This window comes from Sphingomonas sp. MMS24-J45 (genome assembly GCF_044881195.1).
Classification (GTDB): domain Bacteria; phylum Pseudomonadota; class Alphaproteobacteria; order Sphingomonadales; family Sphingomonadaceae; genus Sphingomonas.
Window position 1 is genome coordinate 2,294,421 of record NZ_CP173255.1, and the last position, 24,975, is coordinate 2,319,395.

Consider the following 24,975-nt stretch of genomic DNA (forward strand, 5'->3'; position numbering starts at 1 on the left):
ACATGGCAACCCAAACCTCGCTCTTTACGGGTCCCTTGATGGCGGCCGCCGCGCGCGACGCCTTCATCAAACTCGATCCGCGTACGCTGATCCGCAACCCAGTCATGTTCGTGACCGGCATTGTCGCTGCGCTTTCCACGGTGCTGCTCATCAAGGGCGCGCTGAGCGGTTCGACCAGCATCGCGTTCCAGGCGCAGCTCGTGTTCTGGCTCTGGCTGACCGTGCTGTTCGGCAACTTTGCCGAAGCGATGGCGGAGGGGCGCGGCAAGGCGCAGGCCGCGTCGCTGCGATCGACCAAGGCCGATCTTCGGGCAAAGCAATTGATTGGCGTTGCCGGTGCGTGGGAACTCGTCGACGCGACGCGGCTGCAGGTCGGCGATGAAGTGCTGGTCGAGACCGGCGACCTGATCCCCGCCGATGGCGAGGTGGTCGGCGGCGTCGCGAGCGTCAACGAAGCCGCCATTACGGGCGAAAGCGCGCCGGTCATCCGCGAGGCCGGTGGCGACCGCTCGGCCGTGACGGCTGGCACGCGGGTGATCGCCGACAGCATCACGGTGCGGGTGACCGCGGCGCAGGGTCAGGGCTTTCTCGACCGGATGATCGCGCTGATCGAAGGCGCCAGCCGCCAGAAAACACCGAATGAGATCGCCCTCACCATCCTCCTCGCCGGGTTGACGCTGATCTTCCTTATCGCCGTCGGCACGCTGCCCGCGTTCGCCGCCTATGCCGGCGGGGCGCTCGCGGTGCCGGTGCTGGTCGCGCTGTTCGTGACGCTCATTCCGACCACCATTTCGGCCTTGCTTTCGGCCATCGGCATTGCGGGCATGGATCGGTTGGTCCGCTTCAACGTGCTCGCGAAATCGGGCCGTGCGGTGGAGGCCGCTGGTGATATCGATACGTTGCTGCTCGACAAGACCGGCACGATCACGATCGGCGATCGGCAGGCGACGGCCTTCCTGCCCGTTCCGGGTGTCGCAGAGCGTGACCTGATCGCTGCGGCACGCCTCGCCAGCCTGGCCGACGAAACGCCCGAGGGGCGATCGATCGTGGTTCTCGCAGGCGATGGCGATCCGATGCCGGCTGGTGCCGAGCCCATCAAGTTCACCTCTCAGACGCGCGTATCGGGCCTGCAGATCGGCGAGCGGATGCTCGTCAAAGGTGCAGTCGATGCGGTGGTGCGGCGGCTGGGCGATCAGGTCGATCCCAACGCGGCCAAGGCGCTAAGCAAAATCGCGGATGAAATTGCGCGGTCGGGGGGACGCCGCTCGCAGTGTCCGATGGCGCGCGCCTGCTGGGTGTGGTGCACCTGAAGGACATCGTGAAAGCGGGCATTCGCGAACGGTTCGGTGAGCTTCGCCGGATGGGCATCCGCACCGTGATGATCACCGGGGACAATCCGCTTACCGCCGCCAGTATCGCGGCCGAGAGCGGGGTCGACGATTTTCTCGCGGAGGCGACGCCCGAGGACAAGCTTGCGCTGATCCGTAAGGAGCAGGAGGGCGGCAAGCTCGTCGCGATGTGCGGCGATGGCACCAACGACGCCCCCGCCCTTGCACAATCCGATGTCGGCGTGGCGATGAACACCGGAACGCAGGCAGCGCGCGAGGCGGGCAATATGGTCGATCTAGACAGCGATCCGACCAAGCTCATCGAGATTGTGGGGCTGGGCAAGCAGTTGTTGATGACCCGCGGCGCGCTCACTACCTTTTCGATCTCGAACGACGTGGCGAAATACTTTGCCATTCTCCCGGCGATTTTCGTCACGCTTTATCCGGGATTGAGCGCGCTGAACGTGATGCGGCTGGGTAGCCCGGAAAGCGCGATCCTGTCGGCGATCATCTTCAATGCGCTGATCATCCCGGCACTGGTGCCGCTTGCGCTGAAAGGGGTGAAATACCGCCCCGCGCCAGCGGGCGACCTGCTCGCGCGCAACCTTGCGATCTACGGTGTCGGCGGGCTGATCGCGCCGTTTGTGGGCATCAAGATCATCGATCTGGCCGTCACCGCCCTCCACCTAGCCTGAACAGGAACCATCATGTTCACCGAAATCCGTGCCGCGTTGCGCCCCGCGATGACGCTGTTGTTGCTGCTCGCCGCGATCACCGGCCTTGCCTATCCTGCGCTCGTCACCGGTGTCGCGCAGGTCGCGTTGCCCCGCCAGGCCAATGGCAGCCTGATCGTCGACCATGACGTGGTCGTCGGCTCCGAACTGATCGCGCAAAGCTTTGCCGCGTCGCGCTATTTCCACCCGCGCCCGTCGGCGGCGGGGAAGGGCTATGACGCCAGCAATTCTGCCGCGAGCAACCTTGCGCCGGGATCGAAGGATTTGCGCGATGCCATTGCCGCCCGTGTGGCCGCGGCACGCGCCGAAGGGATGACCGGGGGTTTAACGATCCCGCCTGACCTGGTCACCACTAGCGCCTCGGGGCTCGATCCCGATCTGAGTCCCGAGGCGGCTTTTTGGCAAGTTTCGCGCGTCGCCAAGGCGCGCGGCCTCCCCCGAGCCAAGGTTCGCGCGCTCGTCGAACAATCGATCGCCTGGCCGTGGCTCGGCATCATCGGCGACGCGCATGTCAACGTGCTGTTGCTTAATCGACAGCTAGACCGGATTTCGACTAACTCGCCCACGTGACATCGTCTAATCGCCCATCCCCGGACTCGCTGCTGAAGGCCGCCAGGAAAGAGGCGCGCGGACGTCTCAAGATCTTCCTGGGCGCGGCCCCCGGGGTCGGCAAGACGTTCGAGATGTTGCGCGAGGGCGCGGAGCTGCTGCGCCAGGACCGCGATGTCGTCGCCGGCATCATCGAAACGCACGGACGCGCCGAGACCGAGGCCCTCGTCGCACCGTTCGAGATTCTTCCGCGCCGCGTGATTGAGCGCGGCTCCCACACCGTGACGGAGTTCGATCTCGATGCGATGATCGCCCGCCGCCCGAGCATCGCGCTGATCGACGAACTGGCGCACACCAACGCGCCGGGCAGCCGCCATCCGAAACGATGGCAGGATGTCGAGGAATTGCGCGACGCCGGCATCGATGTGCTGACCACGCTGAACATTCAGCACGTCGAAAGCCTGAATGACGTCGTCGCGGGCTTCACCCGCGTGCGGGTGCGTGAAACCGTTCCCGATGCGATCCTCGACGATGCCGAGATCGAAGTCATCGACTTGCCGCCCGACGAGCTGATCGAGCGGCTCAAGGCCGGTAAGGTCTATGTGCCGCACGAAGCGACACGGGCGCTCGGCCACTTCTTTTCCAAATCCAATCTATCGGCACTGCGCGAACTCGCGCTGCGGCGCGCAGCTCAGGCGGTCGATCGTTCCCTGCTCGATCACGTCGAACTGATCGGCGATCGGGGCAATTGGGCGGCGGGCGAGCGCATTGTCGTCGCGGTCGGCGATCAGCCCGGCGGCGACGCGCTGATCCGGGCGGCAAAGCGTTTTGCCGATGCGATGCGCGCGCCCTGGGCTGCTGTGACCGTGGAAACCCCGCGCAGCATCACGCTCAGCGACGCCGCGCGCACACGCATGGCCAGCACGCTTAAACTGGCAACGAGCCTCGGTGCCGAAATCGCGACCGTACCGGCGCGCTCCGTGGTCGACGGGCTCTGCGCGCACATTCAGGAAACGCGTGCCACCGCCGTCGTGATCGGCAAATCGCGGCGAAGCTGGTGGTTCGAAATGCGCAACCGCTCCGTCGTGGACCAGCTCGTCCGCAAGCTCGATGCAGTTGCAGTCCACGTCGTTCCCCTAGGTCCTCAGGCGGCAATCGATGGCATGACGGCGGTGGCGCGTCCGAGCGCGCTGCGCGGCATCGTGGCCGGGCTTGCGATGGTGGCCGCGACCACCGCGGCGGCGATTCTGCTCCAGCCCACCGTTGGGTCGAACGCGGTCGATCTTATCTATCTGCTGCCCGTCATCGCGACCGCTACGCTTTTCGGTCTGCGGCCCTCTGTGGTCGCCAGCCTGGCCGCTGCGCTGGCGTACAACTTCTTCTTCCTCCCGCCGCTCTACACCTTCACGATCAGTGATCCGCAAAACGTCGTGACACTGTTCGTCCTGATGGCGGTCGCCGTGGTCGCCAGCCAGCTCACCGGGCGCCTGAAGCGCGAGGCAACGATCGGCGCCCGCAGCGCGAGCGAAAATGCCGCGCTCGCCGCATTCGGGCAGCGGCTGGCCGCGGTGTCGGACGAAGCCCGAACGGCGGCGGCGGTGTGTGAGGAAATCGCACGTTTGCTGAACGTGTCCACTATTCTCTTCGCCCGAGACGAAAGCGCGATTGCGCCAATCGGGGCTAGTCCACCCGATCCGATGTTAGGCCCGCTCGATATGGCGGCTGCCGAATGGGCATTCGACCGGGGCGAGGTGGCCGGGCGTGACAGCGGAACGCTGACGTCGAGCGAATGGCAATTCCACCCGCTTGAAACCGCGCTCGGCGTATTGGGTGTGCTTGGTATCGCGCCGAATGGCAGCGGGGACCCCGTGCCCGCCGACAAGCGCATCTTGTTCACGACGCTCTTGGGGCAGGCGGCGCTGGCCCATGAACGCCTTCGACTGGAAGCCAATGCCCGCGAAGTGAGCGCACTGAAGCAACGGGACGACCTGCGCGCCACCCTGCTGTCATCAATGGGCCACGACCTTAAGACACCGCTGACGGCAGTGGTTGCAGCCGCGGACGCGCTGGCCGCCGAATATGGCGAGAGTGCCACGACCGCCACGCTGAAAGGGGAAGCCCGTCGTCTGCGCCGGGTGTTTGACGATCTGGTCGAGATGACGCGGATCGAATCTGGAGCACTGGTCGTCAAGCGTGAGGCGACCGACCTGACCGACGCCATCGCCGCTGCGGCGCACGACCTGCGGGCCGAGCTGATGCGGCATTCTCTAATCCTCGACGTGCCGCCGACTTTGCCGCTGGTCGAAGCCGATCCCCGCATGTTGCATCACATCCTGATCAATCTGTTGGGCAACGCCGCCAAATTTTCCGCACCCGGCACACCCATCATCGTTCGTGCGCAGCGGTTGCCGGGCCAGGTGACGCTCTCCGTGCTCGATGCGGGGCCGGGCTTGCCGAGCGGTCGCGAAACCAGCCTGTTCGACCGCTTCATGCGCGTGGACGGCGATGATATGAGTGGCGGGTCGGGGCTTGGTCTTGCCATCGTCAAGGGGTTTGCCGAAGCGATGGGGCTGACGGTGGCCGCATCCAACCGCGATCCCGTGGGTGCCGCGTTCAGCATAACATGGGGCGAAAGCAGGATCAGGCGAATGGCGGAGTGACCGGGCAAATTCTGATCGTCGATGACGAACCGGCGATCCGCCGCCTGGTGCGCGGGGCGATGGAGCGTGCGGGCTATTCTGCCAGTGAAGTCGGCACGGCTGCAGCGGCGCTGGCCGAGGCGCCCCGCGAAGGATGCGAGCTGGTGCTGCTCGATCTCGGACTGCCGGATCGGGACGGCCTGGAGCTGGTTCCACTGCTGCGGGCAATCGACCGCTCGGTCATTGTCCTGACCGCGCGCGGTGCGACGGAGGAAAAGGTCGCGGCACTCGATCTTGGCGCGGACGACTATGTCGTGAAACCGTTCGACACGGAGGAATTGCTTGCCCGCGTCCGCGCGGCACTTCGCCGCCACCATGCCAGCGGGAACAATCGTGGCCCCTTGGTGATGGACAAGATCACGGTTGATCTGGTCGCCCGCAGGGTCACGCGGGATGGTCAAGAGGTGCGTCTTACGCGCAAGGAATATGCGGTCCTCGCCGAACTGGCGCGGCACCCCGACCGAGTCCTGACCCACGCGGCGCTGTTGCGGGCGGTTTGGGGCGAGGCGCATGTCCAAGACGTCGAGTATCTGCGCGTCACTATGCGCGGGCTCCGCGTCAAACTGGAGGACGACCCCGCCGCGCCGCGCATTTTTCTCAATGAACCCGGTGTCGGGTATCGCTTGATGAGCTGAGCCTCCGATCCGAAGTTGTCGATCGCAAAGGCGGCCGCGCGGCCTAATCTAAAAGTAGCGTGAAGCCATGCATCGTGCGCGGCGCGCGCGATCGTTCTCCACGCAATTGACCAAAATCAAAGGGTAGGCTGCAAAGCCCGCCGATAGCGGCCCGGTTCGATGGAAGGAACCGGGATGGATTCGATTGTGATGCGGGCGGGATTTTGGATGATCCTGGCCTTTGTTGCGGCCGGCTGCGCGAGCACCGCAGCGGATTTTGGGTTCAGCGTCCATATGGCGATCGCCGCCGTATCCGCCCTGACGGTTGCGTTCGTGACGATGAAGCAGGCGGGGCAGGCGCCGAAGGTGGCCGAGACCGGGCGCTATTATGACGAGGTGATCCGCTGGGGCGTGATCGCCACGGTGTTCTGGGGCATCGCCGGGTTCGCCGTCGGCCTGTTCATCGCGCTGCAGCTGACCTTCCCGCTGCTCAACTTTCCAACCGAATTTACCACCTTCGGACGCCTGCGGCCGCTGCATACGTCGGCGGTGATCTTCGCGTTCGGCGGCAATGCACTGCTCTGTTCGAGCTTCTACATCGTGCAGCGCACCTGCCGCGCACGGCTGTTCGCGCCGGCGCTCGCGCGCTTCGTGTTCTGGGGGTACCAGCTGTTCATCGTGCTGGCGGCGACCGGTTACCTGATGGGCGTGACCGAGGGGCGCGAATATGCCGAGCCCGAATGGTATGTCGACATCTGGCTGACGATCGTATGGGTCAGCTATCTGATCGTTTTCGCGGGCACGATCCTGAAGCGTAGCGAACCGCATATCTACGTCGCGAACTGGTTCTTCCTCGCCTTCATCATCACCGTCGCGATGCTGCATCTGGTCAACAATCTGACCGTGCCGGTGTCGTTCCTCGGTTCGAAATCCTATTCGGCCTTCTCGGGCGTGCAGGACGCGCTGACGCAGTGGTGGTACGGCCATAATGCGGTCGGTTTCTTCCTGACCGCCGGCTTCTTGGGCATGATGTATTACTTCGTGCCGAAGCAGGCGGAGCGGCCGGTCTATAGCTACCGCCTGTCGATCATCCACTTTTGGTCGCTGATCTTTCTCTACATCTGGGCGGGTCCGCATCACCTGCATTACACTGCGCTGCCCGACTGGGCGCAGACGCTGGGCATGGTCTTCTCGATCATGCTGTGGATGCCGAGCTGGGGCGGCATGATCAACGGGCTGATGACGCTCAACGGCGCGTGGGACAAGGTCCGCACCGACCCCATCATCCGCATGATGGTGGCGAGCCTCGCCTTCTACGGCATGAGCACCTTCGAAGGGCCGATGATGTCGGTCAAGTCGGTCAACTCGCTGTCGCATTACACCAACTGGACCATCGGCCATGTCCATTCCGGCGCGCTCGGGTGGAACGGCATGATTACCTTTGCCGCGCTCTATTTCATGACGCCGCGGCTGTGGGATCGCGAGCGGCTCTATTCGCTGCGGATGGTCAACTGGCACTTCTGGTGCGCGACGCTGGGCATCGTGTTCTACGCCTCCTCGATGTGGGTGGCCGGCATCACCCAGGGGTTGATGTGGCGCGAATATGGGGCGGACGGATACCTCGTCTATTCCTTCGCGGAAGCGGTGCAGGCGCTGCATCCCTATTACCTCATCCGCGCGATCGGCGGCGGGCTGTACCTCGCCGGCGCGGTGATCATGGTCGTCAACATCTGGATGACGATCGCGGGCAAGCTGCGCGTCGAGGCGCCGCTCATGCAAACACCCTTCGATGCCGGACGGGATCATCCGCTGACCCCGGCATCAACGCTCGCAGCTGCCAAGTAAGGAGGATCGGATCATGGCTACCTCATTCCTCCATCGTCACACGCGGATCGAACGCAATGTGACCCTGCTGGGCGCGCTGTCGCTCGTCGTGGTCGCGATCGGCGGCATCGTCGAGATCGCGCCCTTGTTCTGGATCCAGTCGACGGTTCAAAAGGTCGAGGGCGTGCGTCCCTATACCCCGCTCGAACTGGCGGGCCGGGACATCTATGTGCGTGAAGGCTGTTATGGCTGCCACAGCCAGATGATCCGTCCGTTCCGCGACGAGGTCGAGCGCTACGGCCATTACAGCCTGGCGGCCGAGAGCATGTACGATCACCCGTTCCAATGGGGATCGGAACGGACCGGGCCCGATCTCGCCCGCGTCGGCGGTCGCTATTCCGACGAATGGCATGTCCAGCATTTGAAGGACCCGCGCTCGATGGTGCCGGAATCGATCATGCCGCCCTACGCCTTCCTTGCCGATCGCGAGCTGAAGGGTGACACGATGGCGGGACATCTGGTGGCGCTTAGCCGCGTCGGCGTTCCCTATAGCGCCGAGGACATCAAGCAGGCCGCCGCCGATTTCGAAATCCAGGCGGGCGGCGAGGGCGACACCGCGGGTCTGCTCAAGCGTTATCCCAAGGCGCAGGTGCGCGATTATGACGGGGACCCGTCGCGCGTGACCGAGATGGATGCGCTGGTCGCCTATCTGCAGGAACTGGGTACGCAGGTCGATTTCAAGGCGGTCGAGGCACAGGAGCGCGCGAAATGAGCTACGACGCGCTGCGCCACTTCGCCGATAGCTGGGGCCTGGTCGCGATGGGGGTGATGTTCCTCACCTTCACCGGCTGGACCTTCCTGCCCCGCGCCCGCGACGCCCATGTGCGCGCCGCCACCATGATCCTGGAAGACGAGGATGAGACCAATGGCTGAGCATGATCAGCGGATAGACGCCGCCACCGGCACCGGCTTCGTCGGACACGAATGGGACGGGATCGAGGAACTCGACACGCCGATGCCGCGCTGGTGGCTGTACACGCTGTACGGCACGATCATCTTCGCCTTGGTCTATGTCGTGCTCTATCCCGCCATTCCCATGACGGGGGGCGGCAGCAAGGGGACGCTCGGCTGGTCGAGCCATCGCCAGCTCGCGGAGGAAATGCGCGCCGATGCGCAGCGCAAGGGGCCGGTGCTGGCGGCGATCGCCAACACCCCGATCGAGCAACTGACCGCCGACCCTAAGCTGCTGCGCGCAGCGGTGGAGGGCGGGCGCGCGGCGTTCAAGGTCAATTGCGTGCAGTGCCACGGTGCCGGCGCGGCGGGGAACATCGGCTATCCCAACCTTAACGACGATGATTGGCTGTGGGGTGGGGACCCTGCCACGCTGCAGCAGACGATCACCCACGGCATTCGTCAGCCGGGCGACGATGCTACCCGCATGTCGCAAATGCCGGCGTTCGGAAAGGACGGCATCCTGACCGCACCGCAAATCCAGGATGTCGTCTCCTACGTCCGCACGCTTTCGCGGCAGGAGGCGGCATCGGCGTCGGCGGGGCGCGGGCGCACGCTGTTCGCCAACAATTGCGCGGTGTGCCACGGCGACAATGGGACCGGAGGGCGGCAGGTCGGTGCGCCGAACCTTACCGACGGCATCTGGCTCTATGGCGGCGATCGGGAAACCTTGACGCGAACGATCACCAACGCACGCTACGGCATCATGCCGGCGTGGAACCGGCGGCTCGACCCGGTGACGATCAAGATGCTCGCCACCTATGTCCATTCGCTGGGCGGTGGCGAAAAACCACCGGTTGCGGCGCCCCCCGTGCCGATCCCTCCAGCGGTAGCGGCCAATGTCCGACCCAAGTGACCTGATCCACCAGGAGCCGTTCTTCGAGGCGCGCCGCAAGGTTTTCCCAAAGGCCGTGCATGGCAGCTTTCGGCGCCTGAAATGGGCGATCATGGCGATCACCCTGACGATCTATTACGTCATGCCGTGGATCCGCTGGGATCGCGGCCCCTATGCGCCGCACCAGGCGGCACTGGTCGATATCGCACATCGGCGCTTCTATCTGTTCTCGATCGAAATCTGGCCGCACGAGTTTTATTACGTCGCGGGGATGCTGATCATGGCCGGGATCGGCCTGTTCCTCGTCACCTCGGCGGTGGGGCGCGCGTGGTGCGGCTATGCCTGTCCGCAGACGGTGTGGACCGATCTGTTCGTCCATGTCGAACGGCTGATCGACGGCGATCGCAACGCGCAGTTCCGTTTGCTGAATGCGCCCTGGGGGCCGGCCAAGATCGCGCGGCGCGTTGCCAAGCACGCGATCTGGCTGCTGATCGCGCTGGCGACGGGCGGCGCGTGGATCTTCTACTTCGCCGATGCACCGACTCTGGCGCGGCAGTTGGTGGACGGCAGCGCGCCGTTCGTTGCCTATGCGACGATCGGGGTGCTGACTTTCACCACCTACACGCTGGGCGGGCTGATGCGCGAACAGGTGTGCATCTACATGTGCCCCTGGCCGCGCATTCAGGCGACGCTGATGGACGAGCATTCGCTCGCCGTGGCGTATAAGTATTGGCGCGGGGAACCGAGGACGCGCGGGTTGAAGCGCACGCACGATCTGGTCGAACTGGCGACCGAGCCGCAGGCGCGGATCGGCGACTGCATCGATTGCAACGCCTGCGTCGCGGCGTGCCCGACCGGGATCGATATCCGAGACGGCGCGCAGATCGGCTGCATCACCTGTGGGCTATGCATCGATGCCTGCGATGACATCATGACCAAGCTGGGCCGCGAGCCCCGGTTGATCGGCTATACGACCGAGGCGGACGCCCGCATCGCCAATTCCGGCGGCACGCCCTGGACCGCGCTCAACCGACTGCTCCGCCCGCGCACGCTGATCTATTTCGGCGTCTGGGGCGCCATCGGGCTGGGCATGGTGTTCTCGCTCGGCAATCGCACGCGGATCGATCTGTCGGTCGCGCATGGTCGCAACCCGCAATGGGTGCGCCTGTCGGACGGCGCGGTGCGCAACAGCTACGTCGTCAAGGTCCGCAATATGGAAGAGCGCCCGCGCGACGTCGAAGTGTCGATCGCTGGCGTGCCGGGCGCGCTGTTGTGGGATGAAGACGGCGAACGGACTGGAGCGGCGCAATCCGTCCGCCTCCACGTCGATGCCGATCAGGTGCGGCCGGTCCAGATGTTCGTGGCCGCCCCGGCGGTTGGCCCCGAACATGTCGACATCACTTTCACCGTCCGCGCGCTCGACGCGGAGGGTGGCCATGCGCGCGACACCACGCGCTTCGATCGCCCTGAAAACGCGGAGCATGACCAATGACCCGTTCCTTTACCGGCACGCATATGTTGCTGCTGATGATTGGTTTTTTCGGCCTGATCATCGCGGTCAATGTCACGATGGCGCGCCTCGCCGTCGGCACGTTCGGGGGCGAGGTGGTGGAGAACAGTTATGTCGCGAGCCAGCGGTTCAACGGCTGGCTGGCGGCGGCGCGGGCGCAGGACCGACTAGGCTGGCACGTCGTCCCGGCGATCGATGGTGGCGGCCGGCTGCGGATCGTCGCCACCGGTGCGGATGGTGTAATGATAAAAGGCAGCATGGCGGTCACGGCGCGCCACCCGCTTGGCCGCTTGCCGGACCAACACGTTCGGATGCTGCCCGTCGCCGAGGGGTATGTCGCCGATCGCCCGCTGCCCAAGGGACGCTGGCTGCTACGGATTGATCTTCAATCGGCTGGCCATGACGCGCATTTCGAGGATGCGGTGCGGACATGAACGCGATCAGCCGGATCATTCCAGCAGAGCCTGCGATCGAAACGCGCTTTGCGATCGAGGGGATGCACTGTGCCGGGTGTATCGCCCGGATCGAGGGCGCGGTCGGTCGGCTGGCGGGGGTCGCCGGTGCGCGGGTGAATTTCGGTGCGCACCTCATCGTGGTGCAGCATGTGTCGTCAGTCTCCACCGACACCCTTCGCGAGACGATCGAGGCGCTCGGTTTCCCGGCGCATATCATGCGCGAGTGCGAGACCGCGACCGTGCATGACGAGAGCCGCGGGTTGATGAAAGCGCTCGCCGTCGCCGGTTTTGCGGCGATGAACGTGATGCTGCTGTCGGTTGCGGTCTGGTCCGGCGCGGAGGGGGCGACGCGTGACCTGTTCCACTGGCTGTCCGCGCTGATCGCGCTGCCCGCCATTGCCTATGCCGGCCGTCCCTTCTTCACCAGTGCCTGGCGCGTGCTGAAGCATGGACATACCAATATGGACGTGCCGATCTCGATCGGCGTCGTGCTGACCACTGCCATGAGCCTTTACGAGACGGCGACCGGCGGCGCCCATGCCTATTTCGACGGCGCGATCATGCTGCTGTTCTTCCTGCTCGCCGGGCGTTTCCTCGACAGTATGATGCGCGCGCGGGCTGCCGATGGCGTGGCGGCGCTGCTCGAGCGCGTGCCGGCCGAAGCGCAGGTTTTGCGCCCCGACGGCTCAACCGAAATGCGCGCGGCGGCGGATATCGCGCCCGGAATGCGCGTGCTGGTGGCTGCAGGCGAGCGGATCGGCGTCGACGGCGTGGTCGAAGCGGGCGAGGCGCATGTCGACCGCGCACTCGTGACGGGCGAGAGTGTGCCCGAGCGCGTGACACCAGGGGCCACGGTGCTGGCTGGCACGATCGATCTCGACGCGCCGCTGACCGTTCGCGTCACCGCCGTCGGGACGCAGACCGTCATCGCCGAGATCGCGCGGCTGATGGAAAGCGCGGGGCAGGGCAAGTCGCGCTATGTTCGCATCGCGGATCGCGCGGCGCGGCTTTATGCGCCTGCGGTCCACAGCCTGGCGGCGTTAAGCTTCATCGGGTGGATGCTTGCGGGGGCGGGGCTCCACGAATCCGTGATGATCGCGGTCGCCGTGCTGATCATCACCTGCCCGTGTGCGCTGGGCCTCGCCGTACCGATCGCGCAAGTGGTCGCGGCAGGGGCACTGATGCGGGCCGGCATCCTGATCAAGGACGGCTCCGCGCTCGAACGGCTGGCGGAGATCGACACGACCTTGTTCGACAAGACCGGGACGATCACCCTCGCTGGCCTCACCGCGCTTGACGGACTGCCGGACGACCCGGTCGAGCGCGCGGCACTGCTGGCCTTGGCGCAGGCCAGTCGGCATCCGCTCTCCCGCGCGCTTCGCGATGCGCTGGGCAGCGCCCCGGTGAGAACCACGATCGCTACCGCCATCGTCGAGCATCCGGGGCTGGGCATAGAAGCGGTGGTTGATGGAAAGACCGCGCGGCTTGGGCGGCCCGATTGGATCGGCGCAACCGCGACCGGCGTCGAGGTTACGACCGCCTTCCGCTGGGGCGAAAACCCGGCCCGGCTCATCCGCTTCGCCGATGTCATGCGTGCCGATGCGCCCGCGGTGATGGCACAGCTCGACGCGATGGGTCTCGCGCCGCTGATGTTGTCGGGCGATCGGCTGGAGGCGGTGGCGGCGCTGGCCACGCGGATCGGCATTATCGGCGTCGCGAACCTGTCGCCAGCCGACAAGTTCGCCTTCATCGATCGTCAGGCGGCGCTCGGCAAGCGGGTGCTGATGGTCGGCGACGGCTTGAACGACGGCCCCGCCCTGAAACGCGCGCATGTCGCAATGGCGCCGGCAACGGCGAGCGATGTCGGCCAACTCGCCGCCGATCTGGTGTTCTTCGGGGACCGGCTCGGCGCGGTGCCGATCGCGATCCGTGCCGCGCGCCGGACGATGCACGTGGTGCGCCAGAATTTCGTGCTGGCGATCGGTTATAACGTGCTGGCGGTGCCGCTCGCGATGGCGGGGATGGTCACGCCGCTGATCGCCGCGCTCGCAATGTCGGGGTCTTCGCTGCTCGTCGTTGCCAATGCGATGCGCCTGCGCGGCGCGGCAAGATGACCGGTCTCGCGGTTCTCGTACCCGTCGCGTTGGGGCTGGGCCTTGCGGGTCTGGCGGCGTTTTTCTGGGCAGCGCGCTCGGGCCAGTTCGAGGACCTCGATGGCGCGGCACTGCGCATCCTGATCGAGGAAGACGACGAAGCGGCGTGATCGCCGCATACAAAACGGGCGGGCATCGCTGCCCGCCCAATGGCTCGCCCGGGAGCGCGCTTACAGGCGGATACCGAACCCTACCCCGACGACAACCGGACTGATCCGGGTCTTCACCGTCTGCCGCCCCAGCGCGGTGGTATCGAGCGTCGCGCGTGGGCTAATGTCGATATATTTCGCATCGACGTTCAGGAAAAAACGTTTGTTGATATCGACATCGACCCCGCCCTGCAGCGCATAGCCGACGCTGTCGTTGATATGGACACGGGTCGGCCCGACCGCCGCCACCAGCGAATCCGACGCTTTCTCGTTCCAGAACACCGTGTAATTGAGCCCAGCGCCGACATAAGGCCGCACCTTGCCCGACGGGTTGAAATGGTATTGCGCCGTCACCGTCGGCGGCAGCACCCAGGTGTTGAGCACCTTGCCGATTCCGGCGGTCACGCCTTGCTTGCCATGCGCCGAATGACGCGTGGTCGCGGCGATGAGTTCGAAGCCGATATGGTTCGTCGCCATCCAGGTCAGATCGACTTCGGGGGCGAACGAATCACGCACCGTAACGCGGTCGCCGGGCAGGGCAGGCAGCACGCCGTCGGACGTGCCGGTTGGCTTCACCCAGATCCCCCGGACGCGCAGGAGCACGTCATGCGCCTTGATGCCTTCGCCCTCCTTCGCCAGCGCGGGCGTTGCGGTAAGGCCGACACCAAGCGCTGCAGCAAGGGCGGCCGGGGTGACGATCAATTTGGAAAACTTCACGTTGGGTCCCTCCTTTGTGGACGACCCGTTTGTGCGGCGCGCAAGGGCTTTGCCTTTTGATCACGGTCAATTCGCACTGCTGCAGGCTGTGCAATCACGCTTGCATGTGGCCTTATCATCCCGATTTGCTCGCTCAGCCGGTGCCGCGCTACACCAGCTTCCCGACCGCTGCCGAATTTACCGGAACGGTCGGTCCGCCGCAGCTCGCACAGGCGCTTGCCACGGTCGGGCAGGACGAGGCGATCTCGCTTTACCTGCACATCCCATATTGCCGAGAGCTGTGCTGGTATTGCGGCTGCAACACTGGCGCCGCCAACCGCACGCAGCGGGTGCAGGCCTATCTGCTGCGGTTGATCGAAGAGATTACGCTGGTCGGCAAGACGCTCGAAGGGCGCGGGCGGGTGAAGCGGATTGCCTGGGGCGGCGGTAGCCCGAATGCGCTGGCACCAGAGGATTTCGACACGCTGATGCGCCACGTGTCGCAGGCGTTTCTGCTCGACGATCCGGTCCTGTCGGTCGAGATCGACCCGCGCGGTTTCGACTGGGCCTGGGCCGCTGCGCTCGAACGCAATGGAATTACGCGAGTCAGCCTCGGCGTGCAGACCTTCGATGCCGCGATCCAGGCGGCGATCGGGCGCGTCCAGCCGGTCGAGATGATCGCCTGCACCGTCGCACGGCTGCGCGCGGCAGGGGTGTCGTCGATCAATTTCGACCTGATGTATGGCCTGCCGACGCAGACGGTCGAGACACTGGCGGCAAGCATCGATACCGCCCTTTCGCTGCGGCCCGATCGGCTCGCGGTGTTCGGCTACGCGCATGTGCCGCACCTGATTCCCCGGCAGCGCCAGATCGACGACACGGCGCTGCCCGATGCCGACTTACGTTTTGCGCAAGCCGAGTTCGCGTTCGAACGCCTTACGGCCGCAGGCTATCAGCCGGTCGGCTTCGATCACTTCGCACTGCCCGACGATGCGATCGCGGTGGCGACGCGGCAGGGCAGGCTGCGGCGCAATTTCCAGGGCTTCACCGAAGATCCCGCCGACGTGCTGATCGGGCTGGGCGCCTCGGCGATCAGCCAGTTTCCCGGGTGGCTGTTGCAGAATGAGAAGAATGCGGGGCGTTATCACCTGCGCATCGCGAATGGGCAGTTGGCCACCGAGCGCGGCTGGGTCCGCTCGCGCCCCGACCAGGCAATCGGCCGCGCGATCGAGGCGTTACTGTGTCAGGGGACGGTCGATCTGGCCAGCCTGCCCGAGGTGGCGGCGGTCGAGCTGCGGCTCGCGCGCTTCGTCGAAGCGGGGCTAGCGATCTGGCGCGGGCGGCAGCTGACCATCCCACCCGCGGGGTTGCCCTATGCCCGGAGCATCGCTGCGGCGCTCGATCCGTATCGGCACCAGTCGCCCACGCGCTTCAGCAGCGCGATCTGAGATGTTGGCGCGGGGAGTCGCATCGGTGCTGGCGGCGATCGGCTTGGCGGGGGCGGGGCTCGCTAAGCCGGAACAGGCGGGCGATGCGGCGTTCGTCGCGCTTTGCGGCGATCCGACGCGCCTTATCCCAGTGCCGGGTGGCCACAATGACAAGCCGCACGATCCCTGCCCGATGGGCTGCCACGCGCTTTGCAGTCGGCGCGACGGTACAGAAGAGGAAGATTGAGCGGTTTCCGACGCTTTTTGTACCGCATGATGCTGCGCTGGACGATCGGAATCGCGGGGCGCGGCCGATCCGCCCACCGGGACCGGAGGTGCGAAACTCGACCAGAGCAGCGACCTCCGTTCCTGGATTTCGTTAACCCGACTCAGGCGACCTCAGACTGCGAATAGCGGGCAAATTCTTCGGCATACCGTTGCGTGATGAAATCCAGGTCGGTTGCGGACAGGTCCCGAGCCAGTTCCGGGAACCACGTGCCTTCTTCGGAATAGACGTGGTGCGCCACCGCGCCGCGAATGTGTTCAAGCTTGTCGAGATAGTCCTCGCTCATCGGATCGAGCCGTTCGAGCAGCCCCATCTCCATCTTGGCGGCGGACTGTTCCTGATAGGCGAGCTCGGCATGGCCGATCTGCTTGTCGGCGGCGAGCGCGGGGTAGATCGCGGCTTCCTCGGCGATCGAATGCGCGGTCAGGATCAGTGCCAGTTCCTTTTGCGCGGTGCGACGGGCCTCGGGCGAGGTCGCTGCCTTCACGTCGGCGAAGCGCGCCTCGATTTCGCGATGATGGTCCAGGATCTGCGAAAGCCAGCTTCCGGGAGGGGCCATACTCTCCGCTTCCGTTCGCGCTCTGGTGCGCGCCTCTTCGCTTTCGGGCGGGGTAACGGCAGCGATCGCTTTGTCGAGCAGAGACATGACAGGCGTCCTCCTAAGGTTGAAAAGGTCCGCTCGATCAAACTTGCCAACGCGCGCCGGTATCCACGATTTTATCGATACTTGCTTCAAGTTAGGGAGTTAATTGATGTTACGCCGGACGCATCGTGTACTTATCCTGCATTAAGGGATGACAAGGGTGGAAGGCGTGAAACCATTCGGCGCGTCGCGGGTTGCCGCACGGCAAGGCTCAGAAGTGGGCATCGTACGCCTCATCGGTTCTGTTTCGGGATAAAGCGATGGCAGACGAGGAATCCCCGCCTGCTCCACGCCGGGAGCAGCATGACACCAGTGACAGCTGGAGCCTGGAAACATGGATCACGCGTCTGCGGTCGGCCCTGAAGGCCCGTAGCGACAATGGCGCGGAGCCTGACGCAGAACCATCGAAGGACGCATCTGAACGGCCATGAAAGTCAAACACTCGACGACATTGCAAGAGGTCATTGCCAGTCTCGACCGCGTCTACCCGCTCGCCAGTTCGGACCGGGCGGCGCTGGAAGCCTTGCCTTTCGAAACGACCGAACATCCGTCCCATTTCTATCTGGTCCGTGAAGGCAATCGGCCCAGTGCGTGTTGCATGTTGCTGGAGGGCTACGCCTGCCGGCACAAAACCACGTCCTCGGGCGAACGTCAGATCGTGTCGTTTCATATTCCCGGCGACATGCTCGATCTCCAGCATCTCGAGCTGCACCGGGCCGATCATAATGTGCAGACGATCACACCGGCGACGATCGCCTGGGTGCCGAAGGCCGAGTTGCAGCGGGTGATCGACGAGCATCCTGCCGTGCGCACCGCCGTATGGCGCTCGGCGTTGATCGATGCGTCGATCTTTCGCGAATGGGTTTTGAACGTCGGGCGCCGCGAAGCGGTTTCGCGCGTCGCGCACATGCTGTGCGAATTCGTCGCGCGGCGCGAGGCGGCGGGGCTGGGCTCCCCCGATCGTTTCCGCTTGCCGATGACCCAGGAGGATATTGCCGACGCCACCGGGCTGACCCCGGTCCATGTAAACCGCATGTTGCAGACGCTTGGCGCGCGCGGCGTGATGACACGCGACAAGCGTGAAGTGCGGATCGTCGATTGGGAAGGGATGCGCCGCATTGCGGATTTCAACCCGGCGTATCTCCATCTGGCCGGGCGTTAGGCGGCTCAGTCCTTGCCCGAGCCGGGCTCCGCAATCCTGCGGTGGAGCCCGGCCAGGATTGCAGGGGGCACCACGCCAGCAGTGGCGACCTGCAATTTGTTATACCAGCCGGACGTGACCCGGGCCTTGCCCGCCATCAGCGCATCCCAGCCGTCGCGCGCGACCTTTTCGGGATCGTCCTTCTTCGCCTGACCGACATTAGTATCTTCCATGTCGGCCCGCGCGAAGAATTCGGTGTCGGTCGCACCGGGCAACAATGTGGTGAGCGTGATGCCCTTATCGTCTTTCAGCTCGTTGCGTAGCGCATCGGTGAAATTGTCGATGAACGCCTTGGTGCCGTTATAAACCGCGTTGAACGCGCCCGGAATGTATCCGACGATCGACCCGGTCACGAGCACGTTGCCCGCTCCGCGCGCCTTCATCGCCAGAAGTACGTTCTGCAGGAGGTAGAGCGTGCCGGTGACGTTGGTGTCGATCGTGTGCCGCCAGATTTCGAGCGGCTGATCGAGGAACGCGTTGCCGTGCCCGGTCCCGGCATTGGCGCACAGCACGTCCACCGGGCGATTGCCGATCGCCGCGACCAGGCGATCGACGCCCTCGATCGTCGACAGGTCGGCCTCGATCGATTGAACATCGGTGCCGAACTGACGGAAATCGGCGGCGGCCGCCTCGATCAGCGGTTCGTCCGCCACGATCAGGACGTCATAGCCCTCCTGTGCGGCGATTGTTGCGAGTTCGAAACCGATGCCCGTTGAGGCACCGGTGATGACGGCGAAAGTATCGGCCATGATCCGCCCTTACGCCATCGTGCCGGTGGCAAAGTCGGGCTTGAGCACGATCTTCGTCACTTCGTCCTGATTGTCCTTGAACATCTTATAGCCCTTGGGCGCATCCTCCAGCGCCATGCGGTGTGAGATCAGGAAGGTGGTGTCGATCTTCTCGTCCAGGATCGCGGCGAGAAGTGCCGGCATGTAATGCTGCACGTGAGTTTGGCCGGTCTTCAGCGTCAGCCCTTTTTCCATGAACGCGCCGAGCGGGAATTTATCGACGAAGCCGCCGTACACTGCCGGCATCGACACCCGGCCGCCCTTGCGGCACGCAATGATAGCCTGACGGATCGAATGGATGCGATCGGTGCCGAGGAAAGTGGACGCCTTGATCTGGTCGATCACATTGTCGAAAAATAGTCCGTGCGCCTCAAGGCCCACCGCGTCGATCACCGCGTCTGGGCCGATCCCGCCGGTCATCTCCATTAGCGCGTCATAAACCGCGCTCTTTTCGAAATTGATCGTCTCGGCCCCGAACTTCTTCGCAAGCGCGAGGCGATTGTCGAAATGGTCGATTGCGATGACGCGCTCGGCTCCCATCAGGAAAGCCGATTGCACCGCGAACAGCCCGACCGGGCCGCAGCCCCATACAGCAACGGTGTCGCCGGGCTCGATCTGCGCATTCTCTGCTGCCTGCCAGCCGGTCGGCAGGATGTCGGAGAGGAACAGCACCTTGTCGTCCTCGATCCCGTCGGGGATGACGATCGGGCCGACATCGCTGAACGGCACGCGGACATATTCCGCCTGACCACCGGCATAACCACCGGTCATGTGGCTATAGCCGAACAGGCCGCTCATCGGCTGACCATAAGCAGTCTGCGCAATGTCCTGATTGTCCGCGGGCAGACCGTTGTCGCACGCCGAATATTGATGCTTGCCGCAATGATAGCAGGAGCCGCAGGAGATGGTGAACGGCACCACGACGCGCTGGCCCTTCTTGAGCGTCGACTTCGCGCCGACCTCGACCACTTCGCCCATGAATTCATGGCCGAGAATGTCGCCCGACTGCATGGTCGGGATGTAGTGGTCGTACAAGTGCAGGTCCGATCCGCAGATCGCGGTCGAGGTCACCTTGATGATGCAATCGCGCGGATTGACGATTTCGGGATCGTCGACCGTGTCCATGCGGACGTCGTGTTTGCCGTGCCATGCCAGTGCGCGCATTATGCCTGCTCCTCTGCGAGCTGCTTTGGGTTCATCGCGGCGGTGGCGATTTCCCCGGTTTCCATGAGTTGCTTGAAGCGGCGCAGGTCGCGCCGCGCTTGAATCGTCGGTTCGCGCTGGAACATGCGCGCGATCAGCTTGCCGATCGCGCCACCGGGGGGGCGTACAGGATCATCGCGGTCACCACCGTGCCGCGTGCGCCAGCATCGCGGAAATCGACCCGTCCGCTATTCGGCACGTCCGCGCCCTCGGCCGAGGCCCAGGCGATGAAACTGTCTGCGGCTTCCTCGGTAACGATCGCGTCCCATTCGACCGTGCGTCCGGCTGGCGCCTTCACAACCCAGTGCGACCGCTGCGGATCGAATACATCGACGCGTTCGACATTCTCCATGAAAGTCGCGAGATTGGCGAAATCGCGCCAATAGGCGAACAGTTCGGACACCGGGCGATTGATCGTCACGGTCTTGGCGAACAGCGTGTCGCCGCGATCCTCGATCAGCGAAGCCGTCGCTTCATCGACTGCGCCACCTTGTTTAGACGTAGTCAAGGGTGCGTCATCCTGCTGACGTTCGAAAGTCGTTTCGGTCACGATCATTCTCCGGGATAGATGGGGCTTAATCGAATGATCGCGGTGGTAAGTTCCCGGTTAATTGTCTTATCCGACGCAACTTGATGCAGATTATAGGAAATTTGAAAGTGGAACCGCGCGTTCGCGGCAGCGGTTCTAGGCAAACGCTTTCCTAGGAGTTTACTATGCCGGATGATTCGAACCGCCGCGATGTTCTAAAAGCCACGGCTGCTGCCGGCGTCGGTTTCGTCGCCGCACCCGCGCTTGCCCAATCGGGTGGACGCGCCGCCCCCAACCCCCAAACGCGCTATCCCTCGACCCCGTTTCCGGAACAGCATCAAAAATGGCCGGCGCTGCAGCGCGACATGACACCGGTGCCCGATTGCGGCGAAACCAGTTATCGCGGGTCGGGCCGATTGCAGGGCCGCAAGGCGCTGATCACGGGTGGCGACTCCGGCATCGGTCGCGCCGCCGCGATCGCCTTTGCGCGCGAAGGGGCCCACGTCGCGATCAATTATTTTCCGACCGAAGAACCCGATGCGCAGGATCTCGCAAAAGTGCTCCGCGGGGAGGGGCGCAAGATCGTTCTGCTGCCTGGCGATCTGACCGATACGAAATTTTGCCAGGGACTGGTGGACAAGGCAGCGAGTGCGCTCGGCGGGCTCGACATCCTCGTCAACAATGCGGCCTATCAGCAATCAAAGGAATCGATCGCCGACATTTCTTTCGAACAGTTCGACCGGACGATGAAGACCAACATCTATGCGATGTTCCACCTGAGCAAGGCGGCCGTTGCGATGTTCAAGCCTGGCGCGGCGATCATCAACACGGCGTCGGTTAATTCGGTCAATCCAGGCGAGGAGTTGCTCGATTACGCCACCACCAAGGGCGCTATTCTGATCTTTACCAAAGGGCTGGCCAAGCAAGTCGCCAAGCAAGGCATCCGCGTCAATGCCGTGGGCCCCGGGCCGGTGTGGACACCGCTGCAGGTCGCTGGCGGGCAGTTGCCCGGTAAATTGGGTGAATTCGGGCAGGACACGCCGCTCGGGCGCGCTGGTCAGCCCGCCGAACTCGCCGCGCTCTACGTGACTCTTGCCGACCCAAGCGCGAGTTTCACGACCGGCAGCTTCTTCGGCGCGAATGGCGGGACCGGAGCATCTTGACCGTCAGGGAAGCCATTTGATGCAAATCATGTTTAAGTCAAAAGTGACTGATGCAGATTAAAACCTTGAATTATCTAGGAACTGTGGTCTGTGAGAGATGTTGGGGATGTCACACGATAAGAGATGAGTCCGCCATGAAGACTTTACACACGGTTGCGATTCTGTCGGTTTTTGTGGCGGTGCCTGCGTTGGCGCAGGCGGATTCGGCGTCGCAATATGTTACTGCCGCCGGGGCGAGCGATCTTTTTGAGCGGCAGTCCGCGCAAGTCGTGATGCAGACCACGACCAACGCCAAGGTTCGCAGCTGCGCCAAGATGATGCTCACCGCACACAGCAAGAGCACCGCGGACGTTAAAGCCGCTGCCGCCCGAAGCCGGGTCAAGGTTATGCCTCCTAAGTTGATGCCCGATCAGGCCGCGATGTTGCAACAGCTTCGCGCAGCCAAGGGTACTGACCGAGATACGACCTATGTCACGCAGCAAAAAGCGGCGCACGATCAGGCGCTGACCCTCCACCAATCTTATGCCTCTAACGGCCGCGCGGCACCGTTGAAGACGGTAGCGGCGAAGATCGTTCCGGTCGTGCAGATGCACATCCGAATGCTCGACGAAATGTAAGCGTTCTAGCCTGCGAACGGCAGCGCCGCGCTGCCCCTTCATTATCGCGGAAATCCGTCCCGTCCGCCGACGTCGCCCCGCACCGCAAGGTGCGGCGCGCGACGTCGTGCATCTAATCATGCTCGCAACGCGGCAGCCCGAATAATGGAGCATGAAGCGTGCACACCTCCGGCTTTTCGCCCGCGACCCAACCATCCGTATCGTCGAGCATCTCTTCTCCCCTGATCTGCTTTTCGCATTTGCGCTGGGATTTCGTCACTCAGCGCCCGCAACATCTGATGCGCCGCTTCGCACGGACGCGGACTGTATTCTTCTGGGAAGAGCATATTCGGTGCGATCATCCGCTGCCGTATCTGGAATATCATCCGTTCCCGGCAGACGGCGTCATCGCACTCCGCCCGCGCCTGCCGCATTGGTGGAGCGCCGCCGAAATCGAAACGGGTCTGACGAAGCTGCTCGACCTGCTGGTTGAAACGAGTGTCCCCGGGCCGCCGCTCTTGTGGTTCTACACGCCGATGATGTTCGACTTCGCCGCGCACCTGAATGCGCAGGCAGTGGTTTACGATTGCATGGACGAATTGTCGGCCTTCCGCTTCGCCGATCCAGCTCTGATCGAGGGCGAGGCGCGGCTGCTCAAGCGCGCCGACGTCGTCTTTACTGGCGGGTACAGTCTTTACGAAGCGAAGCGCAGCCGTCACGCAGAAGTGCACCCGTTTCCCTCGGCGGTCGAAGTGCCGCACTTCGCGATGGCCCGCGGCACCGTCGCGGAACCCGCCGACCAGCGCGAGATTCCGGGCGCGCGCCTTGGCTTTTACGGTGTGATCGACGAACGGATCGATCTGGCGATGATCGACGCGGGCGCCGCCGCCCATCCCGAGTGGTCGCTGGTGATGATCGGTCCGGTCGTGAAGATCGATCCGGCTGATCTGCCGCAGCGCCCAAACATCCACTGGCTTGGCGCGCGGGCCTATGGCGATCTCCCGGCGTACCTTTCCGGCTGGGACGTGGCGCTGATGCCGTTCGCGATCAACGCCGCAACGCGCTTCATCAGCCCGACCAAGACCCCGGAATATCTGGCTGGCGGTCTGCCCGTGGTGTCGACGCCGGTGACCGACGTGATCCGGCATTATGGCAACATCGATGCGGTCGCTATCGCTGGCGAGGCGGACGGCTTCATCGCGGCGTGCGAAGCGGCGCTCGCGCTGCCCAAGACAGGTGCCTGGCTCGATCAGGCCGACGCCCTGCTCGCCACGCAGTCCTGGGATCGCACGCAAGCGGCGATGCAGGCGCAAATCGACCGCGTGATCGCCCGCCCGCGCGCCGTGGCGGCGCTGCCGAAGCGCGAACATTATGATACGCTGGTCGTCGGGGCAGGTTTCGCTGGCTCAGTTATCGCAGAACGGCTGGCGGCCGATTCGGGGCAGCGGGTGCTGGTGGTCGATCGTCGACCGCACGTCGGCGGGAACGCGTTCGACGAATATGACGAGGCGGGGGTGCTGATCCATCGCTACGGCCCGCACATCTTCCACACCAATTCCTCGGAAGTGTTCGACTATCTGTCGCGCTTCACCGCATGGCATCCCTACGAGCATCGCGTGCTGGCCAGCGTCGGCGACAAGCACGTGCCCATCCCTATCAACCGGACGACGCTCAACGCGCTCTACGGACTCTCGCTCGACAGCGATGCCGCCGCAGAGGCGTTCCTCGCGCGGCGGGCCGAGCCGGTCGATCGCATCCGCACGTCGGAGGATGTCGTGATCTCGGCGGTCGGCCGCGATCTCTACGAGACGTTCTTCCGCGGCTATACGCGCAAGCAATGGGGCTTGGATCCGTCCGAGCTCGACAAATCGGTCACCGCACGCGTGCCGACGCGGACCTCGACGGACGACCGCTACTTTGGCGACCGCTTCCAGGCGATGCCGGCGCAAGGCTATACGCGTATGTTCGAGGCGATGCTCGATCATCCTGGCATCACGGTGCGAACAGGCGTGGAATATCGCGACGTGATCGCTAGCGTGGATGTCGATCACATCGTGTTTACCGGGCCCATCGACGAGTTCTTCGACTTCCGTTTCGGTAAGCTGCCGTATCGCAGTCTAGAATTTCGGCACGAAACGCATGACACGCCGGAATTCCAGCCGGTCGGCGTGGTGAATTATCCCGACGAGGCGGTGCCGCACACGCGCATCACCGAGTACAAACATCTGACCGGCCAAGTACATCCAAAGACCAGCATCACCTATGAAATTCCGCAGGCGGAGGGCGATCCCTACTATCCGATCCCGCGCCCGGAGAATCAGGCGCTGTTCAAACGCTATGAGGCTCTGGCCGACGCGCAGGAGGGCGTGACCTTCGTTGGGCGACTGGCGACCTATCGTTATTACAACATGGACCAGGTGGTCGGTCAGGCGCTGGCTACGTACCGGCGGATGGCCGCCCGGGCCGACCGGACGCTGGCGGCGGCGGAGTGATCCCATCGCAACCGCACCTGCCGCAAGCGGCCTGACCGGATCGGTCGAGGTCCGGCCGATCCGCATCCTCTTCGTCTTCGCATGCCTGGT

At 64.2% G+C, this 24,975-nt stretch carries 21 protein-coding genes and 2 pseudogenes; 18 read left to right on the plus strand and 5 right to left on the minus strand.

From position 1 onward, the window contains the following. Positions 1-2 precede the first annotated feature (2 nt). The 12 genes and pseudogenes from kdpB (at position 3) to ccoS (ending at position 13,822) form a co-directional block, all read left to right on the plus strand. A pseudogene (gene kdpB / locus AB5I39_RS11270) lies at positions 3-2,023 on the plus strand (potassium-transporting ATPase subunit KdpB). A 12-nt stretch (positions 2,024-2,035) separates the two neighbouring features. Continuing rightward, entirely contained in the window at positions 2,036-2,632 is a 597-nt protein-coding gene (kdpC, locus tag AB5I39_RS11275) for a potassium-transporting ATPase subunit KdpC (protein WP_404366652.1), read from the plus strand. After that, positions 2,629-5,271, plus strand: a complete 2,643-nt coding sequence (locus AB5I39_RS11280; protein WP_404366654.1) for a DUF4118 domain-containing protein — start codon at positions 2,629-2,631, stop codon at positions 5,269-5,271. Before kdpC ends, AB5I39_RS11280 begins: the two co-directional genes overlap by 4 nt. After that, positions 5,268-5,945: a response regulator gene (locus AB5I39_RS11285; RefSeq protein WP_404366657.1), complete on the plus strand. Its 678-nt coding sequence runs from the start codon at positions 5,268-5,270 to the stop codon at positions 5,943-5,945. Before AB5I39_RS11280 ends, AB5I39_RS11285 begins: the two co-directional genes overlap by 4 nt. A gap of 174 nt (positions 5,946-6,119) precedes the next feature. Continuing rightward, positions 6,120-7,769: a cytochrome-c oxidase, cbb3-type subunit I gene (gene ccoN / locus AB5I39_RS11290; RefSeq protein ID WP_404366660.1), complete on the plus strand. Its 1,650-nt coding sequence runs from the start codon at positions 6,120-6,122 to the stop codon at positions 7,767-7,769. A 13-nt stretch (positions 7,770-7,782) separates the two neighbouring features. After that, entirely contained in the window at positions 7,783-8,520 is a 738-nt protein-coding gene (ccoO, locus tag AB5I39_RS11295; RefSeq protein WP_404366663.1) for a cytochrome-c oxidase, cbb3-type subunit II, read from the plus strand. Next, on the plus strand, positions 8,517-8,681 hold the full coding sequence (locus AB5I39_RS11300; RefSeq protein WP_404366665.1) for a cbb3-type cytochrome c oxidase subunit 3: 165 nt from the start codon (positions 8,517-8,519) through the stop codon (positions 8,679-8,681). The genes ccoO and AB5I39_RS11300 overlap by 4 nt, the downstream gene beginning before the upstream one ends. After that, the gene (ccoP, locus tag AB5I39_RS11305; protein ID WP_404366668.1) at positions 8,674-9,615 is read left to right on the plus strand and encodes a cytochrome-c oxidase, cbb3-type subunit III; all 942 of its coding nucleotides are present in this window, start codon (positions 8,674-8,676) and stop codon (positions 9,613-9,615) included. Before AB5I39_RS11300 ends, ccoP begins: the two co-directional genes overlap by 8 nt. Further along, a complete protein-coding gene (gene ccoG / locus AB5I39_RS11310) occupies positions 9,599-11,086 on the plus strand; it encodes a cytochrome c oxidase accessory protein CcoG (RefSeq protein ID WP_404366671.1) in 1,488 nt (495 codons plus the stop codon). The genes ccoP and ccoG overlap by 17 nt, the downstream gene beginning before the upstream one ends. Then, a complete protein-coding gene (locus tag AB5I39_RS11315; protein WP_404366674.1) occupies positions 11,083-11,538 on the plus strand; it encodes a FixH family protein in 456 nt (151 codons plus the stop codon). The genes ccoG and AB5I39_RS11315 overlap by 4 nt, the downstream gene beginning before the upstream one ends. After that, positions 11,535-13,673 carry a heavy metal translocating P-type ATPase gene (locus AB5I39_RS11320; protein WP_404366676.1) on the plus strand — a complete coding sequence of 713 codons (2,139 nt, stop codon included), beginning with the start codon at positions 11,535-11,537 and terminating at the stop codon, positions 13,671-13,673. The genes AB5I39_RS11315 and AB5I39_RS11320 overlap by 4 nt, the downstream gene beginning before the upstream one ends. Further along, complete coding sequence (gene ccoS / locus AB5I39_RS11325; RefSeq protein WP_404366679.1) at positions 13,670-13,822, plus strand: cbb3-type cytochrome oxidase assembly protein CcoS; 153 nt, start codon at positions 13,670-13,672, stop codon at positions 13,820-13,822. The genes AB5I39_RS11320 and ccoS overlap by 4 nt, the downstream gene beginning before the upstream one ends. 60 nt (positions 13,823-13,882) lie before the next feature. Here the strand turns inward: ccoS and AB5I39_RS11330 are convergent, their stop codons facing one another. Further along, positions 13,883-14,578: an OmpW family protein gene (locus AB5I39_RS11330; RefSeq protein WP_404366682.1), complete on the minus strand. Its 696-nt coding sequence runs from the start codon at positions 14,576-14,578 to the stop codon at positions 13,883-13,885. Between the two features lie 104 nt (positions 14,579-14,682). On the opposite strand from AB5I39_RS11330, the gene hemN reads away from it, so the two are divergent. Together hemN and AB5I39_RS11340 are read left to right on the plus strand one after the other, a co-directional pair. After that, positions 14,683-16,005 (plus strand): oxygen-independent coproporphyrinogen III oxidase, encoded by a 1,323-nt coding sequence (hemN, locus tag AB5I39_RS11335; RefSeq protein WP_404366685.1) that lies wholly within the window; start codon positions 14,683-14,685, stop codon positions 16,003-16,005. 1 nt (position 16,006) lies between these two features. Beyond that, positions 16,007-16,231, plus strand: coding sequence for a hypothetical protein (locus AB5I39_RS11340; protein ID WP_404366688.1), 225 nt, complete (start codon positions 16,007-16,009; stop codon positions 16,229-16,231). A 142-nt stretch (positions 16,232-16,373) separates the two neighbouring features. On the opposite strand, the gene AB5I39_RS11345 is transcribed toward AB5I39_RS11340, so the two are convergent. Beyond that, positions 16,374-16,916 carry a hemerythrin domain-containing protein gene (locus AB5I39_RS11345; RefSeq protein ID WP_404366691.1) on the minus strand — a complete coding sequence of 181 codons (543 nt, stop codon included), beginning with the start codon at positions 16,914-16,916 and terminating at the stop codon, positions 16,374-16,376. Between the two features lie 424 nt (positions 16,917-17,340). Between AB5I39_RS11345 and AB5I39_RS11350 the strand changes: the two genes are divergently transcribed. Next, positions 17,341-18,075 (plus strand): Crp/Fnr family transcriptional regulator, encoded by a 735-nt coding sequence (locus tag AB5I39_RS11350; RefSeq protein WP_404366694.1) that lies wholly within the window; start codon positions 17,341-17,343, stop codon positions 18,073-18,075. Positions 18,076-18,080: 5 nt separating this feature from the next. Here AB5I39_RS11350 and AB5I39_RS11355 read toward each other — a convergent pair whose 3' ends face one another. The 3 genes and pseudogenes from AB5I39_RS11355 to AB5I39_RS11365 form a co-directional block, all read right to left on the minus strand. Further along, positions 18,081-18,863, minus strand: coding sequence for an SDR family NAD(P)-dependent oxidoreductase (locus tag AB5I39_RS11355; RefSeq protein ID WP_404366696.1), 783 nt, complete (start codon positions 18,861-18,863; stop codon positions 18,081-18,083). Positions 18,864-18,872: 9 nt separating this feature from the next. Continuing rightward, positions 18,873-20,066, minus strand: coding sequence for a zinc-dependent alcohol dehydrogenase (locus tag AB5I39_RS11360; RefSeq protein ID WP_404366699.1), 1,194 nt, complete (start codon positions 20,064-20,066; stop codon positions 18,873-18,875). Then, a pseudogene (locus AB5I39_RS11365) lies at positions 20,066-20,661 on the minus strand (SRPBCC family protein). The gene AB5I39_RS11360 and the pseudogene AB5I39_RS11365 overlap by 1 nt, the downstream one beginning before the upstream one ends. Positions 20,662-20,819: 158 nt before the next feature. Here AB5I39_RS11365 and AB5I39_RS11370 point away from each other — a divergent pair. The 3 genes from AB5I39_RS11370 (at position 20,820) to glf (ending at position 24,885) form a co-directional block, all read left to right on the plus strand. Beyond that, a complete protein-coding gene (locus AB5I39_RS11370) occupies positions 20,820-21,797 on the plus strand; it encodes an SDR family oxidoreductase (RefSeq protein WP_404366702.1) in 978 nt (325 codons plus the stop codon). Between the two features lie 50 nt (positions 21,798-21,847). Then, positions 21,848-22,414, plus strand: a complete 567-nt coding sequence (locus tag AB5I39_RS11375) for a DUF4142 domain-containing protein (protein WP_404366705.1) — start codon at positions 21,848-21,850, stop codon at positions 22,412-22,414. A gap of 278 nt (positions 22,415-22,692) precedes the next feature. Further along, positions 22,693-24,885, plus strand: coding sequence for a UDP-galactopyranose mutase (gene glf / locus AB5I39_RS11380; protein WP_404366708.1), 2,193 nt, complete (start codon positions 22,693-22,695; stop codon positions 24,883-24,885). Positions 24,886-24,975: the final 90 nt, after the last annotated feature.